Origin of the sequence: Stenotrophomonas sp. NA06056 (genome assembly GCF_013364355.1) — a bacterium.
In the GTDB taxonomy this organism is placed as follows: Bacteria; Pseudomonadota; Gammaproteobacteria; order Xanthomonadales; family Xanthomonadaceae; genus Stenotrophomonas.
This window is the reverse complement of sequence record NZ_CP054931.1, coordinates 1,353,909-1,367,033: the sequence shown is the minus strand read 5'-3', so window position 1 is coordinate 1,367,033 and position 13,125 is coordinate 1,353,909. Positions and strand designations below refer to the sequence as shown.

The following is a 13,125-nucleotide window of genomic DNA, read 5'->3' as shown; positions in this document are numbered from 1 at the left end:
CAGCCTTCCATGACATCTCGCGTCGCACTGGTCACCGGCGGAACCGGCGGCATCGGTACCGCCATCTGCCAACGCCTGGCCGACCAGGGCCACCGCGTCGCCACCAACTACCGCGATGAAGCCAAGGCCCGCGCCTGGCAGCAGGCGATGACCGAACGTGGCTATCAGGTGTCGATCTTCCCGGGCGATGTCTCCGACTCCGCCAGCGCCGAAGCGCTGATCCGCGCGGTCGAGGCCGAGCTGGGTCCGGTCGAGATCCTGGTCAACAACGCCGGCATCACCCGCGATACCACGTTCCACCGCATGCGCGCGGAGCAGTGGCACGACGTGATCAATACCAACCTCAATTCGGTGTTCAACGTCACCCGCCCGGTCATCGAAGGCATGCGTCGACGCGGCTGGGGCCGGGTCATCCAGATCAGCTCGATCAACGGCCTGAAAGGCCAGTACGGCCAGGCCAACTACGCCGCCGCCAAGGCCGGCATGCACGGCTTCACCATCTCGCTGGCGCGCGAGAATGCAGGCTTCGGCATCACCGTGAACACGATCTCGCCCGGCTACGTGGCCACCGACATGGTGATGGCGGTGCCCGAGGAAGTGCGCGCCAAGATCATCGCCGACATCCCGACCGGACGCCTGGGCAAGCCTGAGGAGATCGCCTATGGCGTGTCCTTCCTGGTGGCCGAAGAGGCCTCGTGGATCACCGGCAGCAACCTGGACATCAACGGCGGCCACCACATGGGCTGGTAAACGGCGCCGGCGCCTGGGGGAACCGGTACTGCACCCTGCCGTTGGTCATGCTGCGCAGCACGCAAAGCCTTGTTGCGCAACAATCCGGCCACGGAAAGCCAAGCCTGGCGGGGGCTGGGGCGGTTGCAACCGCTGCTGCACTGCGCCATGCTGCGCGTCTACTGTGACGAGTACCGCTTCATGGCTGCGACCCGCATCATCAAGAAGTATCCGAACCGCCGTCTGTACGACACCGAGATCTCCAGCTACATCACCATCGAGGACGTGCGTCAGCTGATCCTCGACGGCGAAGACTTCGAAGTCCGCGACGCCAAGAGCGGCGACGACCTGACCCGATCGGTCCTGCTGCAGATCATCGCCGACCAGGAGCAGGACGGTGAACCGATGCTCTCCACCCAGCTGCTGAGCCAGCTGATCCGCTTCTACGGCGATTCCCTGCAGGGCTTCATGGGCAACTACCTGGAGCGCAGCATGCAGGTCTTCCTCGACCAACAGCAGCAGTTCCGCCAGCAGATGGGCAACCTGCTGGGGCAGACGCCGTGGGCGATGATGAATCAGCTGACCGAGCGCAACCTGGAGCTGTGGCAGGAATTCCAGCGCAACATGGGAAGTGGTTTCGGTGGTCCGCGTCCCGGCGGCACCGGAACGGGCACCGGCACCGGTACCGCCGGCAAGCCGAACGAACCGACCAGCGGCACGGGTACCGGCGGCAAGACCCGCCGCTGAGGCAACCGCCCCGGTTGATACGAAAACGGCGCGCCATGGGCGCGCCGTTCTGTTTTCAACGCCACCCTGCGTGGCGTGAATCTACGGACGTTTCGTCTTGCATGCCGAGCACACCCGCTCGACCTTGTAGCCCTTCGCACGCAGTTTCTCCACCACGCCATCGTTGCCCAGCAGGTGCAGGCCACCCACCACCACCAGCGTGCCGCCCTGCCCGGCCTGCAGGTACGGCTGCAGCTTGGGCACCCACGCATCGTTGCGATCGGTGTTGATGCGCTGGTAGAGCTGCGGGTACTTCTGGCGCATCTCCACGCCCATGCGGTTCCACAACAGGCGATCGTCGCCACGGCGCCACGCCTCATGCAGCATCTGCGCCTGGGCATCGCCCTTGCCTGCTTCGTCCAGGGCCTCGGACAGCATCTGCCGCTGCTCCTGCACGCTCATGCCATCAAGCAGGTTGATCTGGCTGGACATGTCTTCCAGGCCTGCGGTCTTCTTGCCGGCCTTCTGCGCCCGCTGCATGAAGTGGCGGTCCAGCCCCAGCTCCGGGTCCAGGCCCAGCTTCTGCATCTGCCCCACGGTGATCGTCAGGCCGACGAACCATGCTTTCATGCCCTGCAACTGCGCCAGTGGCAGCTTGTTCTGCGTCGCATAGGCCTGCAGCTTCTGCCAGGTCGCTGCGTCCAGGTCACGCTTGAGTTCGCTGCCGTCCTTGCGGGTGGCGACCTGCACCATCTGGCTGGCCATCTGCGGCGACTGCAGTTCCTCTGGCGTCACTTCAAACAGCACGCGCTGCGAGGCTTCAAATGCCTGCTCGACATCGCTCGACAGCGGGTAGTCCTGCGGCTTCAGCAGATGGAAGGAGCCCAGCAGGTACAGGCGTGCGTCTCCCTGTCCGGTGACCTTCCACAGCAGCGGCACCGGCGGCTTGCCAGCCGCAGTTTCGGCGGGTGCATCGCGCGCGATGGCCAACGGGCCGGCGGCGCAGGCAACCAGAAATACAGCACTGCGCAACAGCAGCTTCATCAACATGTTCAGCCCTCTCCTTCAGGCAGGTGATATGCCTTCTCACCCGCTTCCACGCGCAGGTCCAAGCGGTTTTCCGGCGGCGCCAACGGGCAGGTCGCGTAGGCGGTGAACGCGCACGGCGGGTTGTGGGCATGGTTGAAGTCGAGCGTCACGTGGCCGTCGGCCGTGGGCGCATCGGTATCCAGGTAGCGGCCAGCAGGATAGCTGCCGTGGCCACTGGTGCGGTCGGCGAAAATCAGGAACAGCGGCTGCCCCGGCTCGCCGATCGCTTCCAGCCGCCAACTGCGGCCGTCGCGATCGAATTCCACCGCGCCGGCGTTGGGCATCTCGGTGGTCAGCCCGGTGATGTCCACGATCGGCAGGGTCTTGCCTGGCGGATACGCGATGAAACGCGCCTGCACCTGCCATTGCGGGCCACCGGGCCAGTACTGCAGGCCGGCGAAATCGCGGCGTGCGGGTGCATCGGCGTGCTTGACCCGCAGCGCATCGCGCGGGCCACGACGGATCAGGCTGAGCTGGCCCTTGCCCCCATCGAAGGCCAGCAGGGTCGGTTGCGGGTCCTTGTCGGTATCCATGCGGACAGGCCCGCGCACGGGCTGTCCATCAAGGGTGACGTCGGTGCCGGATTCCGGCGTGAACCACCACTGGTCGCCTTCACGGCGCAGCAGCCCCAGCCTGGCCGGCCCCACCGCCAGGCGGATGCCGCTGGTGGCGCCGCTGCCGACGAAATGCGATCGGTTCTGCAACCAGTGCAGGCCGACCAGCGCAGTCCACCCATCGGGCCGGGTCAGGTCCTGGTAACGCAGTACCCGCCAGTGCTGTTGCTGCGCGGCGAATGCCGGATCCTCGACGGCGGCTGGCGCCGGCGCGGGTGCCGGGCTGCAGGCCACCAACAACAGGGCCGCCAGCAGGCCGCCCATTCCCCAAAGTCGCATCGGTGCTCCCCTCAACGTCCGCGCAGGAACCAGCGGTCGATCTCCGCCAGCGAAAAACGGGCCCAGGTCGGCCGGCCGTGATTGCACTGGCCGGACCGCTCGGTGATTTCCATGTCGCGCAGCAGCGCGTTCATTTCCGGCACGGTCAGGCGCCGGTTGGCACGCACGGCACCATGGCAGGCCATGGTCGACAGCAGCTCGTCGCGCGCCGTGGCGATGCGACGGCTCTGGCCATGCTCGCGCAGGTCGGTCAGCACATCGCGCAGCAGGCCTTCGGGCTCGGCATGGGCCAGCAGCGCCGGAATGCTGCGCACGTGCAGCGCGCCCGGTCCGGCGCGGGTGATCTCGAACCCGAGGGCGGCCAGCGTATCGGCCTCCGCCTCAGCGGTGTCGGCTTCGCGCTCGCCCACCGCCAGGGTGATCGGCACCAGCAACGGCTGCGACTGCAGGCCGATGCCATCGTGTGCATTCTTCAACCTTTCGTAGCCGATGCGCTCGTGCGCCGCATGCATGTCGACCACGATCAGGCCCTCAGCATTCTCGGCCAGGATGTAGATGCCATGCAGCTGGGCAATGGCGTAGCCCAGCGGCGGAACGCCAGCGTCTGCGCTGGTGACCGGCAGTCCGTTTTCCATCGGCATCGGCGGCAATGCGGCACCGCGCTCGGCACCCGCAGGCGAGGCATACAGCGCAGCATAGGCTGCGGGCGCATCGGCCACCTGCAGCCCCAGCGGCTGCTGGGGTCGCCAGCCGGAAAATCCACCGCCGCCGCCCTGCCCCACACCAGGTGCCGGACCGCGCACGTAGCCGAAGCTGGAGGCGCTCGCGCCCAGCGTCGCAGAGGCAGTGCCGCCCTCGCCCGGATGCGCCGCTCCTGCACCGATCTCCTGCGCGGTCATGCCGGCGCGGGTGTCGGCCAGCGCATCCTTCAGGGTGCGGTAGACGAAGTCATGCACCAGCCGCGAATCACGGAAGCGCACCTCGTGCTTGGCCGGGTGCACGTTCACATCGACCCGCGTCGGGTCCAGTTCCAGGAACAGGACATAGGCCGGCTGCCGCCCGTGGTACAGCACGTCGCCGTAGGCCATCTTCACGGCATGGGCAACACTGCGGTCGCGCACCGAGCGGCCGTTGACGTACAGGTACTGCTGATCGGTACTGGCGCGCGAATAGTGCGGCTGCGCGATCCAGCCGTGCAAGCGCAGGCCAGCACTGCTGTGGTCCACGCGCACGGCCTGGGTGGCGAAGTCTTCGCCCAAGGTCTCGGCCAAGCGCACGTCCGAATACAGGTCGCCCGGCTTGTAGCGACGCGAGGCCTTGCCGTTGTGCGAGACGCGCAGCTCGACATCGGGGCGGGCCAGCGCCAACGAGCGCAGCCACTCTTCGATATGCCCCAGTTCGGTGCGTTCGGCGCGCAGGAACTTGCGTCGCGCCGGCACGTTGTAGAACAACTCGCGTACTTCCACCGTGGTACCGGGCGCATGCGCGCGCGGGGTCACCTCGCCGATCTTGCCACCTTCGATCTGCAGTGCCGAACCGTGCTCATCATGGGCACGGCGCGAGGCCAGGGTGAAACGGCTGACCGAGGCGATGGACGGTAGCGCTTCACCACGGAAGCCCAGCGTCGCCACCGCCTCCAGTTCGTCCAGGTTGGCGATCTTGCTGGTGGCGTGCCGCGAAACTGCCAGCGGCAACTGCTCTGCGGCAATGCCACTGCCGTTGTCGCGGATGCGGATCAGGCGCACACCGCCTTCTTCCAGTTCGATGTCGACGCGGCTGGCGCCGGCATCGATCGCGTTCTCAACCAGTTCCTTGACCACCGATGCGGGCCGTTCGACCACCTCACCGGCGGCAATCTGGTTGATCAGGATTTCCGGCAGCGGCCGGATCGGACGCGGATCGGGCGCATTCATGGGCAGGTCGGGCAGGCAGACGTCATGCCACGATGATAGCGGAGCGGCGGCAGGTAGAGTCGAGATCCACCGCGTGCAGCACCCACCAGGCATGGCCTGGTGCTACCGGAAGCGAGAAACGCGAAGACCGCGAATCCGGCTTACTTGCTGCCGCCAGCCACGGTGCTAGCGGCGTCGATCTCGGCCTGCGCGCGTGCGGCGTACAAGGTGCCCGGCGGCGGTTGGCGGCTGAAGAACATGTGCACGCCATCCAGCACCGCACCGGCGACCTTGCGCTGGTAGGCCGGGTCGATCAGGCGGCGCTCTTCATCCGGGTTGGAGATGAACGCGGTTTCCACCAGCATCGCCGGCATGTCCGAGGTGCGCAGCACGGCGAAGTTGGCGCGCTCGATGTTCGGCTTGTGGTTGTTGCCGATCCGCTTCAACCCGCCCAGCACGTGCCCGGCGGCGTCCTCGGAGGATTTCATGTAGCCGCTCTGGGCCAGATCCAGCAGGACGTTCGCCAAGGTGCCTTCGGTCTGCTGCAGGCGCACGCCACCGACCAGATCGGCCGCGTTTTCCTTGTCCGCCAACCAGCGCGCACGCTGCGAAGACGCGCCCTTGGTCGAGAGCACGTACACCGACGAACCAGTGGCCGAACGGTTTTCGGCGGCGTCGGCATGGATCGAAATGAAGATGTCGGCCTTGTTCGCACGCGCCTTCTGCGCACGCATCGGCAGCGGGATGAACACATCGCTGTCGCGGGTCAGGAAGGCTTTCAGCCCGGGCGTGGCATTGACCTGGCGGGCCAGTTCACGCGCCACCGCCAAGGTGACGTCCTTCTCGCGCTTGCCGGTCGGGCCGATGGCACCGGGATCCTGGCCGCCATGGCCCGGGTCGATGGCCACCACCAGATGACGCATGCCCGGCTGCATGCGGATACGCGAGGCATCACCGGGCATGGTCGGACGCGGCGGCTCGGTCGGCGCAACAGGTGTCGGCACCGGCTTCGGTGCGGTGGCCACAACCGCGGTGGTGGCCTGACCAGCCAGGATCGCTGCCGGCGATGACGCCGGCGCGCTGCTGGCGGTGGTGCCCGCTGCCGCCATCTGCACCGGCGCAGTACCTGGCGCTGGCGTCGGCGCTGCCGGTACCGCAGCGCTGGCACTGGCCTGCTGCTGGACCTGTGCGGTCAACAGCGCGGTGGCACGTGCGGCATCACCACGGGACTGTGCGGATTGTGCTGGGGTCGGGGCCGTACTCACTGACGATGCCGCTGGCGGCGTCGCGGCCGGTCGGCTGGCGGCCACGGCCGGGCCATCGCCCGGCCACTCGATCACCAGCTTGGATTCATTGCCTTCGCGCTGCATCTGCGGGCGGAACGGCGCGACCGTCTCGGCCAGGTCGAATACGACACGGAAGGTGCCCGGTACCGGCTGTCCGGTGCGCACTGCCGTGACCACACCCTGCGGCGAAGGCATCTTCAGGTTGCGCACCGCGCTGGAATCGGGGAAATCGACCACCAACCGGTTCGGACCGGCCAGCGACAGGGTCTTGTAGCCGCCACTGCCGACCAGCGCGATTTCCGCGCGGGTGCCGGTCGCACCGGTATTGAGCAACACCTGGCGGACCTCGCCGGCCCACGCACTGACGCTCGCCAGACCAAGTCCGACGGCGGCACAGATGGCAATGAGTCGATTCCCCGGGCGCATGACTCAGGATTCAATCACCGCACTGAACGGAATGCAACACCTTTTTCCTTAATAATCCGTAACCTGCCGGTGTTTGTTCTCGTCAGCCGACAGAAAGGGCCTGCAAGTCGCCACCTTCGGGAAGCCGCGACAGCCATTCACGTCCAGCGTCGCTGACGCCAGTGAGACGCACGCGCCGCCCCTGCCCTTCAATTTCCAGTGCCACGACCAGATCGGTGGGCGGCAACGCACCCGCCCCACGCTCGGGCCATTCCACCAGCCACAGCACGGCACTGCCCTCATCCAGCCCCAGGAAATCCAGCTCGCCGGCCTGGCCGATGCGATACAGGTCCAGGTGCCAGGCCTCGCCGCCACTGGACAGCGGATAGCGCTCGACCAGCGTGTACGTGGGGCTGCGGATCGCGCCCTGCACGCCCAGCGCCCGCAGCAGCGCGCGTGCCGTGGTCGATTTGCCAGCGCCAAGATCGCCGCGCAGTTCAACCAGCGCCTGCGCTGGACGGGTAGCCGCCAGCCATTGCCCCAGCAGTTCGGTAGCGTCGCTGTCAGCAAGGAAGAATTCGGTCATCGGGAACATTCCGGGTTGGCCAGCCGCCGCAGGGGCGCCAGCAGATCAGTGGGAAGCAGGCCACGGGCACCGTCGGCAGCGGCAACATCACCGGCCAGGGCATGCAGCAGCGCACCGCCTGCCGCCGCATCGAACGCAGGCAGGCCCTGCGCGCGCAGGCTGGCGATGATGCCGGTCAACAGGTCACCCATGCCACCCACCGCCATTCCCGGGTTGCCGGCCGCAATCAGTCGAGGGGTGTGGCCGGGTGCGGCGACGATGCTGCCAGCCCCTTTCAGCACCACCGCCGCGTGATAGCGCTCGGCCAGTGCCTGCGCGCTGCCGTAGCGATCGGCCTGGATTGCCGCCGTGGTGGTTTCCAGCAGGCGTGCGGCTTCGCCGGGGTGTGGGGTCAGGATCGCATCAGCCACTGCATGCGCGTCCTGCGCCAGCAGGTTCAACGCATCGGCGTCGATCACCAGCGGCAGGCCCGACTGCAGGACACGCGCATACAACGCGCGCGCCCATTCGTCCTGGCCCAGGCCGGGGCCGATCGCTACGACCCTGGCTTTTGCCAGCAATGCGGGCAGCGCAGCACCATCTTCCAGCGCATGCGTCATCGCTTCGGGCAATCTCGCCAGCAGCGGGCCGACATGGTCGCCACGCGTACCGATGCTCAGCAGACCTGCGCCAGCGCGCAGCGCGGCTTCGGCGGCCATGGCGATTGCGCCGCCGCTGCCATGGTTGCCGCCCACGCACAGCACATGGCCGGAATCACCCTTGTGGCTGTTGGCACGGCGCGGCGGCAGCAGGTCCGGCAGGCGCGACTGCGTCCAGCATTCTGCGGCGGCAACGACACCCTGCCAGGCCTCGTCGGGCAGCGTCAGCGGTGCCAGCTGTCTGCGCCCGATGTATTCCAGCGCGTCGCCGGTGTACAGGCCGCGATGGGCGACGATGAACTGCAAGGTCCGAGTCGCGCGCACGGCTACACCCGGCACGCAACCACGGTCGGCATCGACGCCACTGGGCACATCCAGCGCCAACACCGGCGCGCGCTGCGCGTTCAACGCCTCTATCAAGGCCTGCGCCGCACCGCTTGGTGCGCGGGCGAAGCCGAGGCCGAACAGGGCGTCAACCCATACATCGGCCTGGGCCAGTTCACCGTTGAATTCAGAGACCATTCCCCCGGCGGACCTGAAATCCGTTGCGGCACGCTGCGCCAATGCGGTGGAAGGTGCGCTGCCCGGCAGCGCAATCAGCTGCACCTGCCGCCCCGCCTGCAGCGCATGGCAGGCCAGCACGTAACCATCGCCGCCGTTGTTGCCGCTGCCAACGATCACCCCGATGCGCTGCGCCTGCGGCCAGTGCTGCAGCAGGCACTGCCAGGCCGCCTGCCCCGCCTCGGCCATCAGGCCCCAGCCACCCTCGCCCGCCAGCGCGGAGGCCTGGGCATCGAGTGTGCGTGCGGCACGGGAATCGAACAGATCGGCGAGGTTGGCCATGCGGGGATTTTATACTGGTGGACATGTCCCCCGTCCCTGCCCCCCTCGATCCGGCCCTGGCCGTACAGCGCATCCGCGAGCTCGCGCGGGCGCATGGTTTCCAGCGCTGCGGTATCGCCGGCATCGAACTGGGCGAGGATGAAGCGCACCTCGCCGACTGGCTGGGCCAGGGCCTGTACGGCACGATGGACTGGATGGCCCGCCACGGCACCCTGCGCGCGCGCCCGGCCGAGCTGCTGCCCGGCACGGTGCGGGTGATCTCGGTGGGCATGGACTACAGCCACCGGGACGACACCGAGGCCTGGGCCACGTTGGCCGATCCGGGCCGCGCCTATGTGGCGCGCTATGCGCTCGGCCGCGATTACCACAAGTTGATGCGCAACCGCCTGCAGAAGCTGGCCACGCAGATCAACGATGAGGTGGCGCCGCTGGGCTACCGCGTGTTCGTCGACTCGGCGCCGGTGCTGGAGCGCGCGCTGGCCCGCAACGCGGGGCTGGGCTGGATCGGCAAGCACACCTGCCTGATCGACCGCCACGGCGGCTCGTGGTTCTTCATCGGCGAGATCTACATCGATATCCCGCTGCCGATCGACGCGCCGGCCACCGCGCACTGCGGCACCTGTACGCGTTGCATCGACGTCTGCCCGACCCAGGCCATCACCGGCCCGCAGCGGCTGGATGCGCGCCGCTGCATTTCCTACCTGACCATCGAGCATGAAGGTGCGATTCCAGTGGAGATGCGGCCGCTGATCGGCAACCGCATCTATGGCTGCGACGACTGCCAGCTGGTCTGCCCCTGGAACAAGTTCGCCAAGCGCACCGACGAAGCCGATTTCCGTGCGCGCAACAATCTGGACACCGCGCGCCTGGACCAGTTGTTCGCGTGGGACGAAGGCGAGTTCCTTAGCCGTACGGAAGGCAGCCCGATCCGCCGCAGCGGCCACGAGCGCTGGCTGCGCAACATCGCGGTGGCACTGGGCAATGCGTCGACCACGGCGGAGACGCTGTCGGCACTGCAGACGCGCGCCGGGGATGCTTCGCCCGTGGTCCGTGAACACGTGCAATGGGCACTGGGCCAGCACGGCCTGCGCTGACGTGCGATCCTGAGGCCCCCGCGCCATCTGCCCCACGCCGTAACCATGCAGCCACGCAACAACGACGTCTTCACCCCCAGCCAGCTCAACACCCTTGCCCGCGACCTGCTGGAAGGCAGCTTCCCCGCGATCTGGGTGGAGGCCGAACTGGGCAGCGTGGCGCGCCCGGCGTCCGGCCATCTGTACTTCACCCTGAAGGACGCGCGTGCGCAGTTGCGCGCTGCGATGTTCAGGATGAAGGCGCAGTACCTGAAATTCGTGCCGCGCGAGGGCATGCGCGTGCTGGTGCGTGGCAAGGTGACCCTGTACGACGCCCGTGGCGAGTACCAGATGGTGCTGGACCACATGGAAGAAGCCGGCGAAGGCGCACTGCGGCGCGCGTTCGAGGAGCTGAAGGCGCGGCTGGAGGCTGAAGGCCTGTTCGACCCGGCGCGCAAGCGACCACTGCCCGCACATGTGCAGCGCCTGGCGGTGATCACCTCGCCCACCGGCGCCGCCGTGCGCGACGTGCTGAGCGTGCTCGGCCGCCGCTTCCCGCTGCTGGAGGTGGACCTGCTGCCGACCCTGGTACAGGGCGCGACCGCTGCCGCACAGATCACCCGCCTGCTGCAGGCGGCCGATGCCAGCGGCCGCTACGACGTGATCCTGCTGACCCGTGGTGGCGGTTCGCTGGAGGACCTGTGGGCATTCAACGACGAAGCCCTGGCCCGGGCCATCGCCGCCAGCGGCACGCCGGTGGTATCGGCGGTGGGTCACGAAACCGACTTCAGTCTCAGCGACTTTGCCGCTGACCTGCGCGCGCCTACGCCATCGGTGGCCGCAGAACTGCTGGTACCCGATCAGCGCGACCTGACCCTGCGCCTACGCCGCAACGCGGCACGCATGGTGCAGCTGCAACGCCACACGCTGCAGCAAGCCATGCAGCGCGCCGATCGTGCCCTGCTGCGCTTGAATGCACAGAGCCCGCAGGCACGTCTGGATCTGCTGCGCCGACGCCAGCTGGACCTCGGTCGTCGCCTGCATGCGGCCCACGACCAGCAGCAGGAGCGTCGCGCGGCCCGCCTCCGCCACGCTGCTGCAGTCCTGCGTGGTCATCATCCGCAACGGCAGATGGAGGCACTGCGACGTCGCCTTGCCGCGTTGGGTGGCCGCCCACACGCGGCGCTGCAGCGCCTGCTGCAGCGTGATGCGCTGCGCCTGCGTGGCCTGGCGCGCTCGCTGGAAGCGGTCAGTCCGCTGGCGACCGTCGCTCGTGGCTACAGCATCGTGACCAGAGCAGACGATGGCGCGCTGGTGCGCCGGATCGAGCAGGTACAGCCGGGTGACGCACTGCAGGCCCGCGTCGGCGACGGCGTGATCGACGTCCAGGTGACGGCGGTCAATTAAGGGGTGTTCGGCAGGGCTGCGCCCTGCACCTGCAGAGGCTCCAAGCCAAGGCAACAGCAACAGCAACGGCAAATGCAACAGCCGGCGCTGGGTTGTCTGTGGGTTTGGCGGGGCGGTGTCGGATTGCGGGGACGCCGTAAACCCATCCATGGGGGCTTGGCCGCGGCATCCATGCCGCGGACACCCCGCAATCCGACACCGCCCCGCCTTCGACAGTTTCCCGGTGACGGTTGGTAGATCCACGCCATGCGTGGATGCTTTTCGATTTGAATTCAAAATATTCAATCTCGATGGAGATTCATCCACGCATGGCGTGGATCTACCGTGTCGACCAAGGTCGCCGCTCCCCCCAAGAGCAGGCCATGCCATTCCGGCAGATCGCGAGAAACTGTCGAAGGCGGGGTGGGTCCGGTTGCGGGGGCGTGAGCGCCATGGATGGCGCGACCGAGCTTACATGGACGTACTTGCAGCGTCCCCCGCAACCGGACCCACCCTGCCATCCCACGGATAGCCCGCTGTTGCTGTTGCCTTTGCTGCTGAGGTTGCCGGCCAGCGGCCGGCACTACCGCCTCTGCAGGTGCAGGGCGCAGCCCTGCCGAACCACCCTTTACTTGGCCTGCTCGCAGAACTTCTGCCGGTACTCCAGTGCCTTCGGCATCAACGCCTGCAGGTTCTGGATACGGGTACCCGGATTCGGGTGGGTCGAAGCGAATTCCGGCGGCGACTGGCCGCCACCCGCCTGGCCCATGCGCTGCCACAGCGGCACCGCCTCGCGCGGGTCGAAACACGCCGCCGCCGCCAACATCAGGCCCACTTCATCAGCCTGCGTCTCGTGGCTGCGCGCATACGGCAACAGATAGCCGTAGCCCATCGCCGACATCATCATCTGTTGCTGCTGCGCATCCATGCCACTTGCAGCGCCAGCCATCTGGCCGATCTGGGTCAGCTTCTGCTGGGCCATGCGCTGTGCACCGTGGCGCAGCAACGCATGGGCGATTTCATGGCCCATCACCACCGCCATCGCATCGCGCGTGCGCGCAACCGGTATCAACCCGGTGTAAACCGCCATCTTGCCGCCGGGCAGACAGAACGCATTGGCCTGCTCGGACGGAATCACGTTGACCTCCCACTCGAAGTCGCGTGCGAAGTGTGCCGGCTGCAACCCGTGTTCCTGCGCCAGCGCGGTTTCCACCACGTCCACCTTGGCAATCAATCGCTCGGCAATCGCCCGGACATCCCGCGATACCTGTTCGTTCGGTCCCAACGGGCGTTCCTGCGACAGGATCTGCTGATAGGCCTGCAGGCCCAGTGCCTTCTCCTGGCTGGCGTCCAGGCTGCTGTCGATCAGCACCTTCTCACCGGTATAGGGGTCGACCGCACGGTTGGAGAACCAGTAGAACGCCGCATAGCCAGCGGCCAGCAGCAGCACCCACCAGCGGATGTTGCCGAACAGACCACGTCGCTGCTGCGGTGAGCGGGAAAAAGGATCGTTGCGCATCGGCAGGTCTTCCGGCTGACCCCGCCGGCCGGCGGGCACGGCGCAATCTTAGTGCGACGC

Annotated in this window: 11 protein-coding genes; 4 read left to right on the top strand and 7 right to left on the bottom strand. The window is 67.5% G+C overall.

Going from position 1 to position 13,125, the window contains the following annotated elements:
• Window positions 1-9 precede the first annotated feature (9 nt).
• Both phbB and phaR read left to right on the top strand, forming a co-directional pair.
• Complete coding sequence (gene phbB / locus HUT07_RS05965) at window positions 10-750, top strand: acetoacetyl-CoA reductase (protein WP_089236243.1); 741 nt, start codon at window positions 10-12, stop codon at window positions 748-750.
• Window positions 751-930: 180 nt separating this feature from the next.
• Window positions 931-1,476 (top strand): polyhydroxyalkanoate synthesis repressor PhaR, encoded by a 546-nt coding sequence (phaR, locus tag HUT07_RS05960; protein WP_176022486.1) that lies wholly within the window; start codon window positions 931-933, stop codon window positions 1,474-1,476.
• 81 nt (window positions 1,477-1,557) lie between these two features.
• Here the strand turns inward: phaR and HUT07_RS05955 are convergent, their stop codons facing one another.
• The 6 genes from HUT07_RS05955 to HUT07_RS05930 all read right to left on the bottom strand — a co-directional run bounded on the left by HUT07_RS05955 (window position 1,558) and on the right by HUT07_RS05930 (window position 9,087).
• The gene (locus tag HUT07_RS05955) at window positions 1,558-2,505 is read right to left on the bottom strand and encodes a TraB/GumN family protein (protein WP_176020146.1); all 948 of its coding nucleotides are present in this window, start codon (window positions 2,503-2,505) and stop codon (window positions 1,558-1,560) included.
• Between the two features lie 2 nt (window positions 2,506-2,507).
• A complete protein-coding gene (locus tag HUT07_RS05950) occupies window positions 2,508-3,437 on the bottom strand; it encodes a DUF1684 domain-containing protein (protein WP_176020145.1) in 930 nt (309 codons plus the stop codon).
• Between the two features lie 11 nt (window positions 3,438-3,448).
• Entirely contained in the window at window positions 3,449-5,350 is a 1,902-nt protein-coding gene (gene mutL, locus HUT07_RS05945) for a DNA mismatch repair endonuclease MutL (protein ID WP_176020144.1), read from the bottom strand.
• A 140-nt stretch (window positions 5,351-5,490) separates the two neighbouring features.
• Window positions 5,491-7,041, bottom strand: a complete 1,551-nt coding sequence (locus HUT07_RS05940) for an N-acetylmuramoyl-L-alanine amidase (protein ID WP_176020143.1) — start codon at window positions 7,039-7,041, stop codon at window positions 5,491-5,493.
• An 82-nt stretch (window positions 7,042-7,123) separates the two neighbouring features.
• Complete coding sequence (gene tsaE / locus HUT07_RS05935) at window positions 7,124-7,606, bottom strand: tRNA (adenosine(37)-N6)-threonylcarbamoyltransferase complex ATPase subunit type 1 TsaE (RefSeq protein WP_100460770.1); 483 nt, start codon at window positions 7,604-7,606, stop codon at window positions 7,124-7,126.
• The gene (locus HUT07_RS05930; protein WP_176020142.1) at window positions 7,603-9,087 is read right to left on the bottom strand and encodes an NAD(P)H-hydrate dehydratase; all 1,485 of its coding nucleotides are present in this window, start codon (window positions 9,085-9,087) and stop codon (window positions 7,603-7,605) included. Before HUT07_RS05930 ends, tsaE begins: the two co-directional genes overlap by 4 nt.
• A 23-nt stretch (window positions 9,088-9,110) precedes the next feature.
• Here HUT07_RS05930 and queG point away from each other — a divergent pair, with 23 nt between their 5' ends.
• Both queG and xseA read left to right on the top strand, forming a co-directional pair.
• Window positions 9,111-10,181, top strand: a complete 1,071-nt coding sequence (queG, locus tag HUT07_RS05925) for a tRNA epoxyqueuosine(34) reductase QueG (protein ID WP_176020141.1) — start codon at window positions 9,111-9,113, stop codon at window positions 10,179-10,181.
• A gap of 45 nt (window positions 10,182-10,226) precedes the next feature.
• Entirely contained in the window at window positions 10,227-11,567 is a 1,341-nt protein-coding gene (xseA, locus tag HUT07_RS05920; RefSeq protein ID WP_176020140.1) for an exodeoxyribonuclease VII large subunit, read from the top strand.
• Window positions 11,568-12,174: 607 nt separating this feature from the next.
• Here xseA and HUT07_RS05915 read toward each other — a convergent pair.
• Complete coding sequence (locus HUT07_RS05915) at window positions 12,175-13,065, bottom strand: M48 family metallopeptidase (RefSeq protein WP_176020139.1); 891 nt, start codon at window positions 13,063-13,065, stop codon at window positions 12,175-12,177.
• Between the last annotated feature and the right edge of the window lie 60 nt (window positions 13,066-13,125).

What these genes read in the sequence shown, in the direction of transcription:
- phbB (WP_089236243.1), top strand. Translation starts at nt 10, where the DNA reads ATGACATCTCGCGTCGCACTGGTCACCGGCGGAACCGGCGGCATCGGT.
- phaR (WP_176022486.1), top strand. Translation starts at nt 931, where the DNA reads ATGGCTGCGACCCGCATCATCAAGAAGTATCCGAACCGCCGTCTGTAC.
- HUT07_RS05955 (WP_176020146.1), bottom strand. Translation starts at nt 2,505, where the DNA reads ATGTTGATGAAGCTGCTGTTGCGCAGTGCTGTATTTCTGGTTGCCTGC.
- HUT07_RS05950 (WP_176020145.1), bottom strand. Translation starts at nt 3,437, where the DNA reads ATGCGACTTTGGGGAATGGGCGGCCTGCTGGCGGCCCTGTTGTTGGTG.
- mutL (WP_176020144.1), bottom strand. Translation starts at nt 5,350, where the DNA reads ATGAATGCGCCCGATCCGCGTCCGATCCGGCCGCTGCCGGAAATCCTG.
- HUT07_RS05940 (WP_176020143.1), bottom strand. Translation starts at nt 7,041, where the DNA reads ATGCGCCCGGGGAATCGACTCATTGCCATCTGTGCCGCCGTCGGACTT.
- tsaE (WP_100460770.1), bottom strand. Translation starts at nt 7,606, where the DNA reads ATGACCGAATTCTTCCTTGCTGACAGCGACGCTACCGAACTGCTGGGG.
- HUT07_RS05930 (WP_176020142.1), bottom strand. Translation starts at nt 9,087, where the DNA reads ATGGCCAACCTCGCCGATCTGTTCGATTCCCGTGCCGCACGCACACTC.
- queG (WP_176020141.1), top strand. Translation starts at nt 9,111, where the DNA reads ATGTCCCCCGTCCCTGCCCCCCTCGATCCGGCCCTGGCCGTACAGCGC.
- xseA (WP_176020140.1), top strand. Translation starts at nt 10,227, where the DNA reads ATGCAGCCACGCAACAACGACGTCTTCACCCCCAGCCAGCTCAACACC.
- HUT07_RS05915 (WP_176020139.1), bottom strand. Translation starts at nt 13,065, where the DNA reads ATGCGCAACGATCCTTTTTCCCGCTCACCGCAGCAGCGACGTGGTCTG.